Source organism: Nonomuraea sp. NPDC005983 (genome assembly GCF_040614375.1).
Classification (GTDB): domain Bacteria; phylum Actinomycetota; class Actinomycetes; order Streptosporangiales; family Streptosporangiaceae; genus Nonomuraea.
On sequence record NZ_JBEXUP010000003.1, the window covers coordinates 113,789 to 131,389 of the forward strand.

General features: G+C 68.6%; 21 protein-coding genes. 15 read left to right on the forward strand and 6 right to left on the reverse strand.

What is annotated here, in order from left to right:
- The first annotated feature begins 13 nt into the window (after positions 1 to 13).
- The 11 genes from ABZ297_RS02955 (at position 14) to ABZ297_RS03005 (ending at position 8,177) form a co-directional block, all read left to right on the forward strand.
- Entirely contained in the window at positions 14 to 436 is a 423-nt protein-coding gene (locus tag ABZ297_RS02955) for a hypothetical protein (protein ID WP_355338404.1), read from the forward strand.
- A 72-nt stretch (positions 437 to 508) separates the two neighbouring features.
- Complete coding sequence (locus ABZ297_RS02960; RefSeq protein WP_355338407.1) at positions 509 to 724, forward strand: AtpZ/AtpI family protein; 216 nt, start codon at positions 509 to 511, stop codon at positions 722 to 724.
- A gap of 67 nt (positions 725 to 791) precedes the next feature.
- Positions 792 to 1,583, forward strand: a complete 792-nt coding sequence (gene atpB / locus ABZ297_RS02965) for a F0F1 ATP synthase subunit A (RefSeq protein WP_355338410.1) — start codon at positions 792 to 794, stop codon at positions 1,581 to 1,583.
- 70 nt (positions 1,584 to 1,653) lie between these two features.
- Complete coding sequence (atpE, locus tag ABZ297_RS02970; RefSeq protein ID WP_350802810.1) at positions 1,654 to 1,884, forward strand: ATP synthase F0 subunit C; 231 nt, start codon at positions 1,654 to 1,656, stop codon at positions 1,882 to 1,884.
- A gap of 31 nt (positions 1,885 to 1,915) precedes the next feature.
- A complete protein-coding gene (locus ABZ297_RS02975; protein WP_355338414.1) occupies positions 1,916 to 2,467 on the forward strand; it encodes a F0F1 ATP synthase subunit B in 552 nt (183 codons plus the stop codon).
- Positions 2,467 to 3,276 (forward strand): F0F1 ATP synthase subunit delta, encoded by an 810-nt coding sequence (locus tag ABZ297_RS02980; protein WP_355338417.1) that lies wholly within the window; start codon positions 2,467 to 2,469, stop codon positions 3,274 to 3,276. Before ABZ297_RS02975 ends, ABZ297_RS02980 begins: the two co-directional genes overlap by 1 nt.
- A 23-nt stretch (positions 3,277 to 3,299) precedes the next feature.
- Positions 3,300 to 4,949, forward strand: a complete 1,650-nt coding sequence (atpA, locus tag ABZ297_RS02985) for a F0F1 ATP synthase subunit alpha (RefSeq protein WP_355338420.1) — start codon at positions 3,300 to 3,302, stop codon at positions 4,947 to 4,949.
- 3 nt (positions 4,950 to 4,952) lie between these two features.
- A complete protein-coding gene (locus ABZ297_RS02990; protein ID WP_350802806.1) occupies positions 4,953 to 5,855 on the forward strand; it encodes a F0F1 ATP synthase subunit gamma in 903 nt (300 codons plus the stop codon).
- 1 nt (position 5,856) lies between these two features.
- Entirely contained in the window at positions 5,857 to 7,305 is a 1,449-nt protein-coding gene (gene atpD, locus ABZ297_RS02995) for a F0F1 ATP synthase subunit beta (protein ID WP_355338423.1), read from the forward strand.
- Between the two features lie 64 nt (positions 7,306 to 7,369).
- Positions 7,370 to 7,771, forward strand: a complete 402-nt coding sequence (locus ABZ297_RS03000) for a F0F1 ATP synthase subunit epsilon (protein ID WP_355338426.1) — start codon at positions 7,370 to 7,372, stop codon at positions 7,769 to 7,771.
- Between the two features lie 25 nt (positions 7,772 to 7,796).
- On the forward strand, positions 7,797 to 8,177 hold the full coding sequence (locus tag ABZ297_RS03005; protein ID WP_355338429.1) for a DUF2550 domain-containing protein: 381 nt from the start codon (positions 7,797 to 7,799) through the stop codon (positions 8,175 to 8,177).
- 45 nt (positions 8,178 to 8,222) lie between these two features.
- Here ABZ297_RS03005 and ABZ297_RS03010 read toward each other — a convergent pair whose 3' ends face one another.
- Entirely contained in the window at positions 8,223 to 8,813 is a 591-nt protein-coding gene (locus ABZ297_RS03010; RefSeq protein ID WP_355338432.1) for a cob(I)yrinic acid a,c-diamide adenosyltransferase, read from the reverse strand.
- Between the two features lie 127 nt (positions 8,814 to 8,940).
- Between ABZ297_RS03010 and ABZ297_RS03015 the strand changes: the two genes are divergently transcribed.
- The 4 genes from ABZ297_RS03015 (at position 8,941) to ABZ297_RS03030 (ending at position 12,524) form a co-directional block, all read left to right on the forward strand.
- Positions 8,941 to 9,837: an ATP-binding cassette domain-containing protein gene (locus ABZ297_RS03015; RefSeq protein ID WP_355338435.1), complete on the forward strand. Its 897-nt coding sequence runs from the start codon at positions 8,941 to 8,943 to the stop codon at positions 9,835 to 9,837.
- Positions 9,834 to 10,943 carry an ABC transporter permease gene (locus ABZ297_RS03020; protein ID WP_355338438.1) on the forward strand — a complete coding sequence of 370 codons (1,110 nt, stop codon included), beginning with the start codon at positions 9,834 to 9,836 and terminating at the stop codon, positions 10,941 to 10,943. The genes ABZ297_RS03015 and ABZ297_RS03020 overlap by 4 nt, the downstream gene beginning before the upstream one ends.
- Positions 10,944 to 12,116 (forward strand): histidine kinase, encoded by a 1,173-nt coding sequence (locus ABZ297_RS03025; protein WP_355338441.1) that lies wholly within the window; start codon positions 10,944 to 10,946, stop codon positions 12,114 to 12,116.
- A 90-nt stretch (positions 12,117 to 12,206) separates the two neighbouring features.
- A complete protein-coding gene (locus ABZ297_RS03030; RefSeq protein ID WP_355338444.1) occupies positions 12,207 to 12,524 on the forward strand; it encodes an STAS domain-containing protein in 318 nt (105 codons plus the stop codon).
- Between the two features lie 201 nt (positions 12,525 to 12,725).
- Here the strand turns inward: ABZ297_RS03030 and ABZ297_RS03035 are convergent, their stop codons facing one another.
- The 5 genes from ABZ297_RS03035 to nucS form a co-directional block, all read right to left on the reverse strand.
- A complete protein-coding gene (locus ABZ297_RS03035; RefSeq protein WP_355338447.1) occupies positions 12,726 to 13,268 on the reverse strand; it encodes a TetR/AcrR family transcriptional regulator in 543 nt (180 codons plus the stop codon).
- A 145-nt stretch (positions 13,269 to 13,413) separates the two neighbouring features.
- Complete coding sequence (locus tag ABZ297_RS03040) at positions 13,414 to 14,886, reverse strand: aldehyde dehydrogenase family protein (RefSeq protein ID WP_355338450.1); 1,473 nt, start codon at positions 14,884 to 14,886, stop codon at positions 13,414 to 13,416.
- Between the two features lie 32 nt (positions 14,887 to 14,918).
- Positions 14,919 to 15,479, reverse strand: a complete 561-nt coding sequence (locus ABZ297_RS03045) for a GNAT family N-acetyltransferase (RefSeq protein WP_355338453.1) — start codon at positions 15,477 to 15,479, stop codon at positions 14,919 to 14,921.
- Positions 15,476 to 16,780 carry a carotenoid oxygenase family protein gene (locus ABZ297_RS03050; RefSeq protein WP_355338456.1) on the reverse strand — a complete coding sequence of 435 codons (1,305 nt, stop codon included), beginning with the start codon at positions 16,778 to 16,780 and terminating at the stop codon, positions 15,476 to 15,478. The genes ABZ297_RS03045 and ABZ297_RS03050 overlap by 4 nt, the downstream gene beginning before the upstream one ends.
- A 133-nt stretch (positions 16,781 to 16,913) precedes the next feature.
- Positions 16,914 to 17,576: an endonuclease NucS gene (gene nucS, locus ABZ297_RS03055; RefSeq protein ID WP_350802793.1), complete on the reverse strand. Its 663-nt coding sequence runs from the start codon at positions 17,574 to 17,576 to the stop codon at positions 16,914 to 16,916.
- Positions 17,577 to 17,601 lie beyond the last annotated feature (25 nt).

Genomic DNA, 17,601 nt, shown 5'->3' on the forward strand with positions numbered 1-17,601 from the left:
TTCTGGAGCACTGATGCAGGCCAACGACGTGCGCGTACTCAAGAGCGCCGCGCTGCCCACCTTGGCGGTGGGGGTGGTCGCCGTCGTCGTGGCGCTGCTGCTCTCCGGAGGCAAGGGCGCGCTGGGCGCGGCGGTCGGAACGTTGCTGGTCGGCGTCTTCTTCAGCATCAGCGTGGTGGCCGTGTCCTATGCCTCCCGGATCTCCCCGCAGATGATGGCCATCGGCGCGATGGGCAGCTATCTCGTCAAAGTGGTCGTCATCATGCTGATGCTGGCCACCTTCGGCGATACCACCGCTTGGAATTCGAGGGCGTTCGCCTGGTCCGTGGTGGTCTGCACGCTCGTCTGGACAGCCTTCGAGGTCCGGGCGTTCATCAAGACGAAAATGCTGTACGTCGATCCCGACGCCAAGGTCCCCGGGCATGGCGACTCATGACGACGCCAACAGGTAAAGGGATGAGGCCTGATATGACTAGTCCTCTCCTTGCCTGCTATCGTCAGGCGCGCGATGAGCGAACAGAAACGCCGGCCGGAAGACGACGGCCAGGACTTCGCCAACGCCGCTTGGTCGATCCCCAGCTACCTGCTCGCCGGGATGGCGATCTACGGCGGAGCTGGCTGGTTGCTGGACCGTTGGCTAGACACGTCCGCGTTCTTCCCCATAGGCATCGTCCTGGGGGTCGTGCTGTCCGTGTATCTGGTCTACCGCAAGTACGGTCGCTAGCTCCGCACCGCGACCACTTTGCTGAGGAATTCCTTGTGATCCACTACGACGTTGAAGGGAACGCCGCGTGATTGCGCTGACGGTCCTCGCTGACGATCAGTTCGGGGCGCCGACGCCTCACGAGCTGTTCGACCTTCCCCCCATCATTCCCGGGGTCGACTGGTTGACCAAGCCGGTTCTGCTCGCCATCCTGACCTCGATCGTCGTGATCGTCTTCTGCTGGTCCGCCTTCGCCAACCCGAAGATCGTGCCCAGGGGCGTGCAGAACATCGCCGAGTACGGCTACATGTTCGTCCGTGACCAGGTCGCCCGGCCCTTCCTGGGCAAGGACGCCGACCGTTACATGGGCTTGCTGCTCACCCTTTTCTTCCTGGTGTTCCTGTGGAACATCATGGGCGTCATCCCGCTCATCCAGTTCCCCGTGGCCTCGCACATCGCCTTCCCGGCGGTGCTCGCCGGGACGATCTACGTGCTCAAGGTCTACCTCGGCATGAAGACGCAGGGCCCGATCGGCTACTTCAAGAACATGATGTTCCCGCCGGGGCTGCCCAAGCCGATCTACCTGCTCCTCGCGCCGATCGAGTTCCTGTCGAACCTGATCATCGCGCCGTTCACGCACGCCGTGCGACTGTTCGCGAACATGTTCGCCGGCCACATGCTCCTGGCGTTCTTCAGCATGGTGGGCTTCTGGTTCCTGTTCGAGAAGCTGACCCCGCTGGGCGCGCCCGTCGGCGTCGTCGGCGTCGTCATGACCATTATCTTGACCGGGTTCGAGATGTTCATCCAGTTCCTGCAGGCGTTCCTGTTCGCGATGCTGGCCTCGATGTACATCGGCGGATCGCTGCACCCAGAGCACTGAGAACCAACGACCGGAATATCCATGACCGGTGAAACTCCGATCACCGGCCGTCCAGTAAAGGAAAACAGCAATGAGCGTTCTCGCTGAGGTCTCCGGCAACGTCACCGCCATCGGTTACGGTCTCGCCGCCATCGGCCCCGGCATCGGCGTCGGCATCATCTTCGGTCAGGGCGTGCAGGCCATCGCGCGCCAGCCCGAGGCTTACGGCCTGATCCGCCAGAACATGCTCCTCGGCTTCGTCCTCACCGAGGCCCTGGCCCTCATCGGTCTGGTCGCGCCGTTCATCTTCGCGCAGCTCTAAAGACCAGAATCTCTGACGAAAGGCTGCAGACATGATCAAGGCAGCTACGCTTCTCGCAGCGGAGGGCGGCGCCAACCCCCTGATCCCGCATGGGTACGAGCTGATCGTCGGCATCTTCTCGTTCTTCGTCGTTCTCTTCGTCGTCGGCAAGCTGCTCGTCCCGCGTATCCAGAAGACGCTGGCCGAGCGCACCGACGCCATCGAGGGTGGCATCAAGAGAGCGGAGGAGGCCCAGGCGGAGGCGCAGGCGCTGCAGCAGCAGTACCGCGACCAGCTCGCCGAGGCCAGGCACGAGGCCGCTCGGCTCCGCGAGGAGGCTCGCGAGCAGGCCGCGCAGATCAAGGCCGAGCTCCGCGAGGAGGCGCAGGCCGAGGCCCGCCGCCTCGTCGAGGCAGCGCACGCCCAGATCGAGGCCGACCGCCAGGCGGCGTTCGCCCAGCTCCGTACCGAGATCGGTCGTCTGTCGACGGATCTGGCCAGCCGTATCGTCGGCGAGTCCCTTGAGGACGAGGTCAGGCAGCGCCGCACGGTCGACCGGTTCCTCGACGAGCTGGAGCGCTCGGGCGCAGAGGCGGTGCGCTGATGCGCGGTCTGAGCAGGAGTTCGCTGGCAGAGGTCGAGGAGCGGTTCAACGCGGTCGCCGGTAGCGCCGACCTCGGCACCCTCTCCGACGAGCTGTTCGCTGTCGCCGACCTGCTCGACCGGGAGCACGGCCTGCGCCGTGCCATGTCCGACCCGGCCAGGCCCGGCGAGCAGAAGGCGCAGACGCTGCGCACGCTGCTCGCGGGCAAGGTCAGCGAGGCCGCGCTCGCCACGAGCGAGACCGCGGTCTCGGCCAAGTGGTCTCGCCCCGGTGACCTGGCCGACGCGCTGGGAAGGCTCGGCGTCGCGGCCGCGTCCGCCGAGGCCGAGAGCCTCGGCAAGCTCGACGACGTGGAGGACGAGCTCTTCCGCTTCGGCCGTATCGTGGCCGCCAACACCGATCTGCGTCGCGTCCTCGTCGACCCGGCCGTCCCCGAGGAGGGCAAGCGGCAGCTGCTGCTCGACCTGCTCGGCGGCAAGGTCTCGGAGCCCAGCCTGCGGCTTATCGCGCAGGTTGTCGCACATCCGAGAGGACGTAGCCTGGAAGCGGGCCTGGAGGAGTTCGGCCAGCTCGTCGCCCAGCAGCGCCAGCGCCTCGTCGCGGTGGTGCGCAGCGCGATCGCGCTGTCCGAGGAGCAGAGGCAGCGCCTGAGCGCGTGGCTGCGCACCTCCTACGGTCGCGACGTGCACCTGAACGTCGAGGTGGACAAGCGAGTGCTCGGTGGGTTCTCGGTCCGCATCGGCGACGAGATCATCGACACCACCATTGTGGGACGAATCGAAGAAGTCCGCCGCCGGTTGGCCGGCTAGGCGAATAGGGAGACAGAGTAGAGATGGCGGAGCTTACGATCCGGCCGGACGAGATCCGGGACGCGCTTGAGCGCTTCGTCCAGGCGTACGAACCGGAAGGCGCCGCGCGCGAGGAGATCGGGACCGTCGTCGACGCCGGCGACGGTATCGCCCATGTCTCCGGCCTTCCCTCGGCGATGGCGAACGAGCTGCTCGAGTTCGAGGGCGGCACGCGCGGCCTGGCACTCAACCTCGACACCCGCGAGATCGGTGCCGTGATCCTGGGTGACTTCAGCGGCATCGAGGAGGGCCAGACGGTCCGCCGGACGGGCGAGGTCCTGTCCGTGCCCGTCGGCGACAACTTCCTCGGTCGCGTGGTCGACCCCCTGGGCAACCCGCTCGACGGCAAGGGCGCCATCGAGGCCGAGGCCATTCGTGCCCTCGAGCTGCAGGCCCCCACCGTCGTCCAGCGGCAGCCCGTGAAGGAGTCGCTGGCCACCGGCATCAAGGCGATCGACGCCATGACCGCGATCGGCCGTGGTCAGCGCCAGCTGATCATCGGTGACCGCGGTACCGGCAAGACCGCGATCGCCGTCGACACCATCCTCAACCAGCGCGAGAACTGGGCCTCCGGCGACCCCGCCAAGCAGGTCCGCTGCGTCTACGTCGCGGTCGGCCAGAAGGGCTCGACCATCGCGCAGGTGCGCGCTCGCCTGGAGGAGGCCGGCGCGATGGAGTACACCACCATCGTCGCCGCCCCTGCCTCCGACCCCGCTGGTTACAAGTACATCGCGCCCTACGCCGGCTCGGCGATCGGTCAGCACTGGATGTACCAGGGCAAGCACGTCCTGATCGTCTTCGACGACCTGACCAAGCAGGCGGACGCGTACCGCGCCGTCTCCCTGCTGCTGCGCCGCCCGCCGGGCCGTGAGGCCTTCCCCGGCGACGTCTTCTACCTCCACTCCCGTCTGCTGGAGCGCTGCGCCAAGCTCTCTGACGACATGGGCGGTGGCTCGATGACCGGCCTGCCGGTCATCGAGACCAAGGGCAACGACGTCTCGGCCTTCATCCCGACCAACGTCATCTCCATCACCGACGGCCAGGTCTTCCTCGAGACCGACCTGTTCAACGCCGGTGTGCGTCCGGCCATCAACGTGGGCGTCTCGGTGTCCCGAGTCGGTGGCTCCGCGCAGGCCAAGGCCATGCGCAAGGTCGCGGGCACGCTGCGTCTGTCGCTGTCGCAGTACCGTGACCTGGAGGCCTTCGCGGCCTTCGCCTCCGACCTGGACGCCGCGTCGAAGGCTCAGCTGGAGCGCGGCCAGCGGCTGGTGGAGCTGCTCAAGCAGCCCCAGTACAGCCCGTTCTCGCTGGAGCGCGAGGTGGCCTCGATCTGGGCGGGCACCACGGGCGAGCTGGACGAGGTGCCGATCGAGGACGTCCGTCGCTTCGAGTCCGAGTTCCTGGACCACATCCAGACCTCGCACAAGGGCATCTTCGACACCATCCGGGAGACCAGGGACCTGTCCGACGACACGGTGACCGCTCTGAAGGACGCTGTCACGGACTTCAAGAAGAGCTTCACCACTTCTTCGGGCGAACTGCTGGTCAAGGACGAGCCGGTGGCGCCGTTGGGCGCCGAAGAGGTCGGCCAGGAGAAGATCAAGAAGGTCGTCCGTCCGGCGGAGAAGAAGTAGGACATGGGTGCCCAGCTAAGGCTGCTGCGGCGGCGGATCAGCTCGGTCAAGTCGACCGCGAAGATCACGCGCGCCCAGGAGCTCATCGCCTCTTCACGGATCGTGAAGGCGCAGCAGCGGATGCAGGCGGCGCTGCCGTACGAGCGTGAGATCACTCGCGCCGTCACCGGCGTCGTCAGCAACGCGGCGAGCGTCGACCATCCGCTGACCGTGGCGAAGGAGAACCCCGCCAAGGCGGGCGTCCTCGTCGTCACCAGTGACAGCGGGTTCTGCGGCGGTTTCAACGCCAACGTGCTGCGCGAGACCGAGGCCCTGCGCGGGCTGCTGGAGAGCCGCGGCCTGACCGTGGTCCCGTTCGTCACCGGGCGCAAGGGTGTCACCTGGCACTCCTTCCGCGGCCGCGACATGGGCGGCCAGTGGGTCGGCTTCTCCAGGAAGCCGTCCTACGCCGACGCCAAGGAGATTGCGCAGACGCTGATCGACTCGTTCAAGGACGAGAACGGGATCGACGAGATCCACATCGTCTCGACCGAGTTCGTCTCGATGCTGACCCAGAACGTCGTGGTCAAGCGCGTCCTGCCGCTGGAGGTCGAGGAGACCGAGGCGACGGAGGCCACCGCGATCCCGCCGTACTTCGAGTTCGAGCCGACCGCTGCCGACGTGTTGGAGTCGCTGCTCCCGCGTTACGTGGAGTCTCGTATCTTCACCGCGCTGCTGCAGTCCGCGGCCTCGGAGGAGGCCGCGCGGCGCCGCGCGATGAAGTCCGCGACCGACAACGCCAACGAGCTCATGCGGGTGCTCACCCAGGAGATGAACCAGGCTCGCCAGGCGGAGATCACCCAGGAAATCAGCGAGATCGTCGGTGGCGCCAACGCGCTCGCTGACGCCGCAGCGGGGAAAGAGTGAAATGACTGCAGAGGCTGTTGAAAACGTAGAGGCCGCGGCGGCCGGCACGGGCCGCGTGGCACGTGTCACCGGCGCCGTCGTCGACGTGGAGTTCCCCGTCGAGGCGATGCCGAACATCTATAGCGCTCTCAAGGTCGAGGTGACCCTCGGCGGTGAGACCAAGACCCTGACCCTGGAGGTCGCCCAGCACCTGGGCGACAACCTGGTCCGGACCATCTCCATGCAGCCCAGCGACGGCCTGGTCCGCGGCCAGGCGGTCACGGACACCGGCGCTCCCATTTCGGTGCCGGTCGGCGACGTCGTCAAGGGCCACGTGTGGAACGCGCTGGGCGAGACGCTTGACGTGCCGACCTCGTCGCTCAAGATCAGCGAGCGGTGGGGCATCCACCGGCCGTCCCCGGCCTTCGACCAGCTCGAGTCCCGCACCGAGATGCTCGTCACGGGCATCAAGGTCATCGACCTGCTCACGCCGTACGTGCAGGGTGGAAAGATCGGCCTGTTCGGCGGCGCCGGCGTGGGCAAGACCGTTCTGATCCAGGAGATGATCCGCCGGGTCGCCCGCAACTTCGGTGGCACCTCGTGCTTCGCCGGCGTGGGTGAGCGCACCCGTGAGGGCAACGACCTCTGGCTGGAGATGGAGGAGGCGGACGTCCTCAAGGACACCGCGCTCGTCTTCGGTCAGATGGACGAGCCGCCGGGCACCCGTCTGCGGGTCGCGCTGTCGGCGCTGACCATGGCGGAGTACTTCCGCGACGTGCAGAAGCAGGACGTGCTGCTGTTCATCGACAACATCTTCCGCTTCACGCAGGCGGGTTCCGAGGTGTCGACGCTGCTCGGCCGTATGCCGTCCGCGGTGGGTTACCAGCCGACGCTGGCCGACGAGATGGGTGTGCTCCAGGAGCGCATCACCTCGACGCGTGGTCACTCGATCACCTCCATGCAGGCGATCTACGTGCCCGCCGACGACATCACCGACCCGGCGCCGCACAACGCGTTCGCGCACCTCGACGCGCAGACCGTTCTTTCGCGGCCGATCTCGGAGAAGGGCATCTACCCCGCGGTGGACCCGCTCGACTCCTCCTCCCGGATCCTCGACCCGCAGATCGTGGGCGAGGAGCACTACCGGGTGGCCCAGGAGACCAAGCGGATCCTGCAGAAGTACCGCGAGCTCCAGGACATCATCGCGATCCTCGGTATCGACGAGCTGTCCGAAGAGGACAGGGTCACGGTGCAGCGGGCGCGTCGCATCGAGCGGTTCCTGTCGCACCCGATGTACGCCGCCGAGGCGTTCACCGGCCAGCCGGGCGAGAACGTGCCGCTGGACGAGACCATCGCTTCCTTCAAGGGCCTCTGCGCGGGTGAGTACGACCACCTGCCCGAGCAGGCGTTCTTCATGGTGGGCGGCATCGACCAGGCCATCGCCAAGGCCAAGGAACTCGAGCGCCGCTAAGTCGCCCCACGGTGGCGGCGCGGCGACGCCGTGCCGCCACCTGATCGGAAAGGAACCTACACCAGTGGCGAAGCTACGCGTAGGGGTTGTCTCACCCGAGCGTGAGATCTGGTCGGGCGAGGCCGACATGGTGATTGCCAAGACGGTTGACGGCGAGATCGGTATCATGCCGCAACACGCACCTGTGCTCGGCGTCCTCGTCGAGGGCGGCGTGCTGCGGGTCAAGCGTGAGGGCGAGGACGAACTCGTCGCGGCCGTGCATGGGGGCTTCATCTCCGTGGCCGACGACGAGGTGTCCGTCCTCGCCGAGGTGGCCGAACTCGGTTCCGAGGTCGACGTCGCGGCTGCCCGCGACGCTCTCGAGCGGGCCCAGGCCTCGGTCGAGGCCAACCAGGAAGACGTCGACGCGGCGATCGAGGCCAAGCGGGCCAGGGCCCGGCTCCGCGCCGCAGGCGAAGAGGTCTAGGTCTACCGACAACTCAGGGGGCGGCATGGTAGCGGCGGTTCTGTTCTTCGTGTTGCTGCTTGCCGCCCTGGCGGTCCTGCGCTGGTTCACGCTGGTCCGCTCCCGGGGAAGCGTCCCCTGTCGGCTGCGTGTGGTCGACCACGGCTGGCGGAGCGGGGTAGCCCGATACGCCGACGGGGAACTCCACTGGATCCCGCTCATGGGTGTGCGACTCAGGCCGCGCCACGCTATCGCGAGGCGCGGCCTGATCGTTTCTTCCCGCAGGGAGCTGGAGGGCGGGCTGTACGCCGTCGACTGCTCCGGCTCGACGCGTGACGTCTCCCTGGCGATGAGCGCCGACGCGCTCACGGGGTTCCTCGCCTGGCTGGAGTCGGCGCCGCCCAGTGCGTACCTGGACGTCGCCTGACCCTCTCGGCCCCCACGGAACCTCGCTGCTGCCGAGACCGCTGATCTACCGGGTCGCTCCCGGCTTCCACAGCACCTCGTTGCCCGCGTGCGCCACCCGGCAGGCGATGAACAGCAGGTCGGAGAGCCGGTTGAGGTACTTGGCCGTCAGCGGGTTCATGTCGTCGTGCTCGTGCAGTGCCGACCAGGTCGTCCGCTCCGCCCTTCTGACCGTGACCCTGGCCACGTGCAGGTGCGCCGTCGCCGGGTCGCCTCCCGGCAGGATGAAGCTGCGCAGCGGCTTCAGCCCCGCGTTGAAGCGGTCGCACTGCTCTTCGAGCCAGTCGATGGAGGGCTGCTCCACCCGCAGCGGCGGGAACTCCGGGTTCTCCACGACCGGGGTGGCGAGGTCGGCCCCGAGATCGAAGAGCTCGTTCTGGACGCGTTCGAGGACGGCCGTCAGGTCCTCCGAGAGCGTCCTGTGCGACAGGGCCACGCCCAGGTGCGCGTTGGCCTCCTCCACGTCCGCGTAGGCCGCCAGGCGCGGGTCCGTCTTGGACGTCCGGCTCAGATCGCTGAGCGTGGTGGTGCCGTCGTCGCCGGTGCGGGTGTAGATGCGGGAGAGGACGACTGGCTTGTCCTTGTCTGCGCGCGTCATGGCCTCAGCGTAATGACAAATGTCACCTCCGAAGGACTCAGGATCCATATCCGGCCCGTGATTTCCGCGACTACCTGGGCGTATCGCCCGCAAGGCACGATTGCCACATGACGAAGGAGTGGATCTGATGCTTGAGATCAGTGAACTGCGCAAGCGCTTCGCGGGCGGGCCGGACTCGCCGGGGGGCAAGGTCGCTCTCGACGGGGTCAGCTTCACTGTGCGCCCAGGTGAGATGTTCGGGTTCGTCGGCGCGAACGGTGCGGGCAAGACGACGACGATGCGGATCGTCATGGGGGTGCTCCAGCCCGACTCCGGCTCGGTGAGCTGGCAGGGCAGGCCGCTTGACCACGCCGACCGCCGGCGGTTCGGGTACATGCCGGAGGAGCGCGGGCTTTACCAGAAGATGCGGGTGGCCGAGCAGGTTGAGTATTTCGGGCGGCTGCACGGCATGAGCCCGTCCGCGGCCGTGAAGGCGACCGAGGAGCTGCTGGAACGGCTGGCGCTGACCGAGCGCAGGAACGACGCGGTCGAGTCGCTGTCGCTGGGCAACCAGCAGCGCGCCCAGCTCGCCGTCGCCCTGGTGCACGACCCCGGGGTGCTCGTCCTGGACGAGCCGTTCTCCGGCCTCGACCCGATCGCGGTCGACGCCCTCGCCTCGGTGCTCCAGGAGCGCTGCCGGGGCGGCGTGCCGGTGATCTTCTCCAGCCACCAGCTCGACCTCGTCGAGCGGCTGTGCGACTCGGTCGGCATCGTCTCGGCCGGTCGGATGGTCGCCAGCGGCACCGTCGGTGAGCTGCGGGCGGCGGAGGGCCACACGCTGCGGGTGGTGGTGCGCGACCCCGCGCCCGGCTGGGCCGACGGCCTGCCCGGGACGGTCACCGTCAACGGCGACCGGCACGTGCTGGTCACCCAGGACGGCGACGACCAGGAGATCCTGCGCCGTGCCCTCAAGGCGGGGCACGTCGAGCACTTCGGCGCCGAGCAGCCGACCCTCACCGACATCTTCAAGGAGGCAGTGGCGTGAACAGCGTGATGCTGGTGGCCCGGCGCGAGATCACCACGCAGATCCGGACCAGGGCGTTCCTCATCGGCCTGCTCATCACCGCCGCGCTGGTGGGCGCGGCGGCGTTCGCGCCGAAGGTCTTCGGCGGGCCCGACTCCTACAAGCTCGGCACCGTCAACTCCCAGCAGCTGCCCCTGAAGGCCGCCGCCCCCGAGGCCGAGATCGAATGGCGCGCCTTCCCCGACGAGGCCGCCGCCAAGAAGGCCGTGCTGAACGGTGACGTGGACGCGGTGCTGGTCAACGGCGCCAAGGTGATCACCGACGGGCAGATCGACCAGCAGCTCGGCGTCCTGCTGCAGAGCACCAACCGGGAGGTCAAGCTCGGCGCGGCAGGCGTGCAGATCCCGCCGCTGCAGATGGAGTCGGTCGGCGCCGACACCCGCTACCAGGCCGCCCGGACCGGGATCGCCGTGGTGCTGGTGCTCGTCCTGTTCATGCTCATCATCGGGCAGTCCATGATGGTGGCCATGGGCGTGGTCGAGGAGAAGGGCAGCCGGATCGTGGAGATCCTGCTCGCCTCGGTGCGTCCCTGGCAGCTGCTCGCCGGCAAGATCCTCGGGCTGGGCGTGCTGGGGCTGATCAACCTGGTCACGATCCTGGCTGTGGGCGTGGCCGCCTCGGTCGGCTCGGGCCTCGCGACCGACTTCCCGCCCGGCATGCCCGGCATCGTGGCGGGGGTGCTGGTCTGGTTCGTGCTCGGTTACGCCTTCTTCGCCACGCTCGCGGCCGCTCTCAGCTCGCTGGTCTCCCGGCAGGAGGAGGTGAGCAACGTGATGTCGCCGCTCACGATGCTCATCATGATCACGTACCTCGGGGCGTTCTACTCCACCAGCGACCCGACCGGCACGCTGGCCGAGGTGCTGTCGTTCGTCCCGCCGTTCTCGTCCATGGTCATGCCGGTGCGGATGGCCGCCGTGGACGTGCCGTTCTGGCAGGTCGGCGTGTCGGGTGCGCTGATGGTGCTGGCCGTGCTGGGTGTGCTCTCCGTCGGCGCGAAGGTCTACCAGCGGGCCGTGCTGCGCACCGGCGCCAGGGTGAAGCTCGGCGACGTGCTGCGCGCCAAGTAGATGGACGCGATCAAGCGGGCGCGACGCCTCACCCGGGGAGTGCTGAACTCGATCCTGGTGGCGATGTGGATCTGTGTCGTCATCTCGACCGGCCTCAGGCTCGCCCAGGGCCAGGCTCACTGGGTGCGCGTCGCTCCCGCGTTGATTGCCGCGATCTGCTTCACCTGGCTGTATCTGCGCATCACCAACGCCATCCTCGAGCGGCGGCACGCCACCAGGGACGTGGTGGTCGCCGGAGCTTTGGCCGTGTTCGCGGCGGCCGTGGGCGGGGCCGACCCCATCGGCTGGGGGTTCGTGGTCATGGTCTGGCTGTCCATCGCCACCGTGCAGGTGTCGCGGCGGGCGGCCGTGGCCCTGACTCTGGGGACGTTCGCGGTCACCGTCGCGCTGAGCGCCCTGTCCCTGTTCACGACGGGGACGGGCATGTGGCCGGCGGGCGAGGCCGACCGTGGGGCGGTGCTGGTCTCCGTCATCCTGATCTACGCCGTCATGAGCGCGGCGCTCCCGCCGTCCAACCGGATCTGGGCGTGGATCTGGACGCTCGCCGTCCAGGCGCACGAGGGGCGGGAGGCGCACACGCGGCTGGCGCTCGCCGAGGAGCGCCTGCGGTTCGCCCGCGACCTGCATGACCTCGTCGGGCACCAGCTCTCCGCCATCGCCGTCAAGACCGAGCTCGCCGTGCGCCTGTCGGACACCGACGGCCCGGCCGCCAAGGCGGAGATGGTCGAGGTGAACAAGCTGACCAGGACGGCCCTGCGGGAGCTGCGGCAGGCCGTGCGCGGCTACCGCGACCTCGACCTGGCCGCCGAGCTGAAGAGCGTGCAAGGAGTGCTCGAAGCGGCGGGGATCCGGTGCGAGGTGCGGCTGCCGTACCGCGACCTGCCGGACGGCGTGGCGCCGGTGCTCGCCTACGCCGTCCGCGAGGCCGTCACGAACGTGCTCAAGCACAGCATGGCGACCTACTGCGAGATCACCCTGCGTTTCACCGACGCGATGGCGGAACTCCAGGTGCGCAACGACGGGGTGGCCCGCCGTCAGGGCGCCGACGTGGGAAGCGGGCTGACCGGAATGGGCGAGCGGGTCGCCGCCGTGGGCGGGAAGATGACCGCCCTGCCGACGGGTGACGGGGCATTTGTTCTGACCGTGGCCGTGTCACTTCCGCTGCGCGGGTAGTGGACAGGTGTCAGGTTTCAGCTCGACCTTCGCTTTATGGGAGCGTATGGCTACGCTGCGTGAGATGCGCAGCGGGCGTGAGGAGGTGGCATGCGCGTCCGGGGCAATCCACGAGCTCAGGTGGTGCGGATTGGTGCGCGGCTCGACGCCGGCACGTCGGCGGGGGTGCGCGAACGCCTGCACGCGGCGGTCGACTCCGGGGCGGGCGACCTGATCCTCGACGTCTCCCGGCTGGAGATGATCGACGCCACCGGCCTCGGGGTGCTCGTGGGCACGCATCGGCGCGCGCTCAGCGTGCAACGCCGCCTTGTCCTTCGGAGGGTGCCTCCGCGGGTCATGCGGACACTTGCGGTGACCCGGCTGAATCGGGTCCTGAACGTCGAGGTGCCCGCGGCCGCGGTGGCCTGAGGCGATGGCCGGCGGTTCACGGGGGTGCCGCCGGTGGTCGCCGGAACATATCGGAGCGGGCCACGATCAGCCGTTGCCCGCTCTCTTCGGTTTCGGATGTCCCTTGACTCGGGTGTCCGGACGACCAATACAACGGTTATGCCGAATAGCGGATTATCGCCCTACCGGATTGCCCGATAATCACGAACCGTAATCGACGCCTCACGGCCTACCCAGGGTCCGGCTGAAGATGTGCACGGCCACGGAGACCAGTTCGCCGACCTCCGGAGGATCGTCGGCCAGCAGCCATTCGATGAGCAGCTCTTGTAGCGCTCCAATTGCTCCGCGCGTCACGAGGCGGCGATTGAGCGATTGTGATTGGGGGAAATCAGCCGCGGCCTCCTCGACAAGCCTGGCGAAGGACTCCACCGCACGCTGCCGCGAGGTCGCCAGAACGTCACCCGACCTGCGGACCTCCAGGTGCATGATGCGCGCCCTGCGCCAGTCGGCGGTGGTGAATTCGACGTACGCGCGAATCCCCGCCTCGATCCTGCCGTCAAGCGTGCCGGGGGCCTCTTGTAACGCTTTGGTGACGACGGCCAGGCTTTCCTCCACGCACCGCTCGTGGAGGGCTTGAAGGAGTTCCTCACGCCCGCCGAAACATTCGTAGAAGGCGCGGTTGGAGATCCTGGCCTCCGAGCACAGCCTTTCGATCGTCGTCGCCGCGAATCCAGGCTTGGCGTATAGCGTGTAGGCGGCTGTCATCAGCCGCTCCCGTCTGTCTGCCAGCCTTTGCTCAGCCGTCATTCCCCGGTAAGACCGGTTCACATTTCCACCCGTCCAACATGATCGTAGCCCCCAGAGCACACAATTATGGACGGATGATCCGTTTTGGGAAAGAGTGGACGGATTACCTCTTACGTCGGCCATGCAAGAACGTGACAAGCCTGATCAGTCGCTCAAGTTCCGCGGGGCCTCTGGAGAACGAGGTGAGGTTCATGCCGGGCAGCGCGAAGCGCTGCCGGGAGATGGCCTTTGGCCTGGTGAACTCCCGTAGGCCGTCGGCGCCGTGGATGCGTCCGAACCCGGAGTCGCCGACGCCGCCGAACGGCAGCGCGGGCACCCCCGCGAACGAGATGACCGAGTTGATGGCCGTCATCCCGGTGCGCATCATCCGGGCGAGGTCCGTCGCGCGGCGGGCGTCGCGGGAGAAGATCGTGCCGGCCAGGCCGTAGGCCGAGGCGTTCGCCAGCTCCAGCGCCTCACGCGCGTCGCGGGTGCGCCGCACGGTGATGGTCGGCCCGAACGTCTCCTCGCGCACGGCGGGGGAGTCTTCCGGGACGTCCTCGACGATCACCGGGTCCACGTACGGCGCGCGGACGGAGTCGGGGCCGCCCGTCACCGCCCTTCCGGACTTGGTGGCGTCGTCGATGTGTCTCCTGATGATGTCGAGCTGGCCCGGCATGGTGATCGGCCCGTAGTGCTCACCCGCCCTGACCGCGCTGACCCGCTCCGACAACTCCCGCATGAACGGGGCGTACACGGCGTCGACCACGTACACGCGCTCCACTCCCACGCACGTCTGCCCCGCGTTGGACATCGCGCCCCACAGGCAGGCGTCGGCGGCGGCCTTCAGGTCGGCGTCGGCGTCGACGATGAACGCGTCCTTGCCGCCGCACTCGGCCACGATCGGGGTGAGGTTCTCCGCGCAGGCCGCCATCACCCGCTTGGCGGTCGCGGTCGAGCCGGTGAACGCGACCTTCCTGACACGCGGGTCCCGTGCGAGGAACGCGCCCGTCTCGCCCAGCCCTGTCACGGTCTGGAAGACCGGTTGCTCGGGGACGGACTCGGCGAACAGCTCCGCCAGCCGCACGCCGACCCCGGGCGTGAGCTCGCTGGGCTTGAACACCACCGCGTTGCCCGCCGCGAGGGCGTAGGCGATCGAGCCCATCGGAGTGAAGACCGGGTAGTTCCACGGCCCGATCACCGCGACGACCCCCAGCGGCAGGTACTCCAGCGTGGCGGCCAGGTTCAGGCCGATCATCCCGGTCGAGACGCGACGGCGGCCGAGGACCTTCGCCGCGTTACGCGCGGCCCAGTCGAGGTGCGTGATGGCCAGCACGATCTCCAGCGTCGCGTCGCCGACCGGTTTGCCCGTCTCCTCATGGACCAGCTCCGCCAGTTCCCTGAGGTGCCGGGTGAGGACCGCCTTGTAGTCGAGCAGCCGCCGCCTGCGCTCGGCGGCGCCCAGCGCCGACCACCAGGCCGCGGCCTCGTCGGCTCTGCCTACGGCCGCGCTCACGGCGTCGGCCGGCTGCTTGGGATGGCTGCCGACGACCTCGCCGGTGGCCGGGTTCAGAGAGTCGAAGGTCGGCGTCGTCATGGCGCCACGATAGACCGGTAAGTCAGCGCTTACTAGACGGCCTCGCGCCACATGCCCCATATCGGCGGGCCGTCGGGCAGCCAGAACTTCTCGGTCATCGCGAAGCCGTGCCTCTCGTAGAAGGGCAGGTTCGCCTCCTTGCTGCTCTCCAGGTAGGCGGGCAGGGAGTCGCACCTGGCCAGCCCCGCCCGCATCAGCGCCCCGCCCAGGCCTGTGCCCTGGCGCTCGGGCACGGTGCCGATCTGGGCAAGGTACCAGTGCGGCTCCCGCGGCCGGTGCGCGGCCAGCGTCTCGTCCAGCACCATGCCGTACGAGACCCGCTCGCCCATCGCCTCCACGAACCCTGGCACCGCGCTCTCGAAGTCGGGGACGTGGCCGGGCGGATCCCACAGCGCGGCGCCCACCATCGCCCCGCCCTCGTCGTGGACGGCCTCGGTGATCGCGTGTATGTGGCGGGCGAGCATGGTGAACATCAGGGGCGCACCCGTGCCGCCGGGCAGCATCCAGTTGATCACTGGGTCGTCGTGGAAGGCCCTCGCCAGCACCTGGCCGGCCTCCACCGGGTCGCCGGGCCGTATGTCGGCGCTCGTCATGACTCCTCCAGCCAGGATCCGTGGAACCCCGCGGGGACGCGGCGCGGCAGCCGCACGGACGCCACGCTCGACAGGTCACTCGCGTCGAGCACGAGCAGCTCGGACGACTCGCCCGAGGTCACCACGGACAGCAGCCAGCCGTCGTCCTCCGCCGCGGCGCCCTCCGCCGCCACGAACACGGCCTCGCCGGTGTCGCCCCCGGTCTGCCTGACCACGGCCCCACCACCCGTGCGCTGGTCGTACTTGACCACGGCGTCGTCGCCGACCGCGTAGAGGTAGCGGCTGACGCTGCCGAGCCTGTCGTCGTTGAACGTCGGGAACTCCACCGGGCGGTCGTCCAGCGCCTCCTCCTTGACCGCCCCCGAGGCAGGGTCAAGGATCCAGCGGTGCAGGCGCGCGGCGCCCGTGGCGGCGGCGTGCCTGGCGGGGTCCTTCGAGCCGCTGATGCGCTCCCACGTCGCGACGAAGGCGCCGGGGGTGTAGCGGGCGCCGTTCAGGACGATCCGGCCCTCCTGGTCCTCCCAGGCGTTGCCGACGTGGAACACGTAGCACGGATCGACGTCGAACCAGCGGGTCACGCCGCCCCCGCGTGGCGTGACGCCGAGGCGGGCGCCGTAGGCGTCGTCCCACGCGTACGGCATGCCGGCGCGGTCCAGGTCGAAGGTGACGGGCAGGTCGAGCCAGATCAGGTGGTTCTCGGTGACCGCGAAGTCGTGCATCATCGTCGAGCCCGGCACCTCGATCTCGCGGCTCTCCACCAGCTCGCCGTCCCTCGACAGCCGGTGGTAGGTCAGGAACGGCGGGGCGTACCCGTAGCCGAAGAAGTGCAGCTCGCCGGTCAGTGGGTCCTGCTTGGGGTGCGCGGTCATCGCCGTCGTCAGCCGCCCCCCGAAGTCGCACGGGCCCACCGTGGCCAGCTCGGGCGTCATCTCGTACGGCAGGCCGTTCTCGACCAGGGCGAGGATCCGGTCGGAGTGCCTGATCACGTGGGTGTTGGCGCGGACCGCGGTGCGGTCCAGGCCCTCGTCGCTGAAGAAGGGGGCGTCGTCGGTGAACTGCCTGGTGCGGACCCAGCGGTTGCGGTACCACTCGGCCCGGCCGTCCTTCAGCCGCACGCCGTGGATCATCCCGTGCCCGGCGAACCAGTGCCCCGGGTCCTCGCCCGGCCGCGGGTTGGGGCCGTTGCGGAAGTACCGGCCGTTCAGTTCGGGCGGGAGGGCGCCGGTGACGGGCAGGTCGTACGCCTCCGTCTCGTCGGGGACGGGAGCCAGGTTGCCGCGCAGATAGGCGGGGGTCGTCATGTGCACACTCCAATCGTGATAGGTCGACCGTAGAACCTTCAGGTCTGACCTGTCAATTGTGGAATGTCGGGGCAGGGGTGTGCGCAAAGGGGGAGGTTTCGCCGGGCGGGGCCGCTCGGGCCCCGCCCGGGCGCTAGAAGAGGGTGGGGTTCTCGGGCTCGATGCCGCGCAGGGCGTCGTAGTCGAGGGTGACGCAGTCGATGCCGCGGTCGGTGGCCAGGACGCGGGCCTGGGGCCGGATCTCCTGGGCGGCGAAGACGCCGCGGACCGGGGCCAGCAGGGGGTCGCGGTTGAGCAGTTCGAGGTAGCGGGTGAGCTGCTCGACGCCGTCGATCTCGCCCCGGCGCTTGATCTCGATCGCGACCGTCGCGCCGGCGCCGTCGCGGCACAGGATGTCGACCGGGCCGATCGCGGTCATGTACTCGCGGCGGATCAGCGAGTAGCCGTCGCCCAGGGTGGAGATGTGCTCCGCCAGCAGCTCCTGCAGGTGCGCCTCGACGCCGTCCTTGATGAGGCCGGGGTCGACGCCCAGCTCGTGGCTGGAGTCATGGAGGACCTCCGCCATGGTCAGGACCAGCTTCTCGCCGGTCTTGCCGTGCGTGACAGTCCAGGTCTCGCCGTCCTCCTTGAGCTTGCAGGGCGGGTTCATCCAGTTGAGAGGCTTGAAGGCGCGGTCGTCGGCGTGGATGGACACGCTTCCGTCGGCCTTGATGAGCACGAGCCTGGGGGCCATGGGCAGGTGCGCCGTGAGCCGTCCGATGTAATCCACGCTGCATCGCGCGATGACCAACCGCATGACGGCCTACCCTATCGGCTCTGGA

What these genes read in the sequence shown, in the direction of transcription:
- ABZ297_RS02955 (WP_355338404.1), top strand. Translation starts at nt 14, where the DNA reads ATGCAGGCCAACGACGTGCGCGTACTCAAGAGCGCCGCGCTGCCCACC.
- ABZ297_RS02960 (WP_355338407.1), top strand. Translation starts at nt 509, where the DNA reads ATGAGCGAACAGAAACGCCGGCCGGAAGACGACGGCCAGGACTTCGCC.
- atpE (WP_350802810.1), top strand. Translation starts at nt 1,654, where the DNA reads ATGAGCGTTCTCGCTGAGGTCTCCGGCAACGTCACCGCCATCGGTTAC.
- ABZ297_RS02975 (WP_355338414.1), top strand. Translation starts at nt 1,916, where the DNA reads ATGATCAAGGCAGCTACGCTTCTCGCAGCGGAGGGCGGCGCCAACCCC.
- ABZ297_RS02980 (WP_355338417.1), top strand. Translation starts at nt 2,467, where the DNA reads ATGCGCGGTCTGAGCAGGAGTTCGCTGGCAGAGGTCGAGGAGCGGTTC.
- atpA (WP_355338420.1), top strand. Translation starts at nt 3,300, where the DNA reads ATGGCGGAGCTTACGATCCGGCCGGACGAGATCCGGGACGCGCTTGAG.
- ABZ297_RS02990 (WP_350802806.1), top strand. Translation starts at nt 4,953, where the DNA reads ATGGGTGCCCAGCTAAGGCTGCTGCGGCGGCGGATCAGCTCGGTCAAG.
- atpD (WP_355338423.1), top strand. Translation starts at nt 5,857, where the DNA reads ATGACTGCAGAGGCTGTTGAAAACGTAGAGGCCGCGGCGGCCGGCACG.
- ABZ297_RS03005 (WP_355338429.1), top strand. Translation starts at nt 7,797, where the DNA reads ATGGTAGCGGCGGTTCTGTTCTTCGTGTTGCTGCTTGCCGCCCTGGCG.
- ABZ297_RS03010 (WP_355338432.1), bottom strand. Translation starts at nt 8,813, where the DNA reads ATGACGCGCGCAGACAAGGACAAGCCAGTCGTCCTCTCCCGCATCTAC.
- ABZ297_RS03015 (WP_355338435.1), top strand. Translation starts at nt 8,941, where the DNA reads ATGCTTGAGATCAGTGAACTGCGCAAGCGCTTCGCGGGCGGGCCGGAC.
- ABZ297_RS03025 (WP_355338441.1), top strand. Translation starts at nt 10,944, where the DNA reads ATGGACGCGATCAAGCGGGCGCGACGCCTCACCCGGGGAGTGCTGAAC.
- ABZ297_RS03030 (WP_355338444.1), top strand. Translation starts at nt 12,207, where the DNA reads ATGCGCGTCCGGGGCAATCCACGAGCTCAGGTGGTGCGGATTGGTGCG.
- ABZ297_RS03035 (WP_355338447.1), bottom strand. Translation starts at nt 13,268, where the DNA reads ATGACAGCCGCCTACACGCTATACGCCAAGCCTGGATTCGCGGCGACG.
- ABZ297_RS03040 (WP_355338450.1), bottom strand. Translation starts at nt 14,886, where the DNA reads ATGACGACGCCGACCTTCGACTCTCTGAACCCGGCCACCGGCGAGGTC.
- ABZ297_RS03045 (WP_355338453.1), bottom strand. Translation starts at nt 15,479, where the DNA reads ATGACGAGCGCCGACATACGGCCCGGCGACCCGGTGGAGGCCGGCCAG.
- ABZ297_RS03050 (WP_355338456.1), bottom strand. Translation starts at nt 16,780, where the DNA reads ATGACGACCCCCGCCTATCTGCGCGGCAACCTGGCTCCCGTCCCCGAC.
- nucS (WP_350802793.1), bottom strand. Translation starts at nt 17,576, where the DNA reads ATGCGGTTGGTCATCGCGCGATGCAGCGTGGATTACATCGGACGGCTC.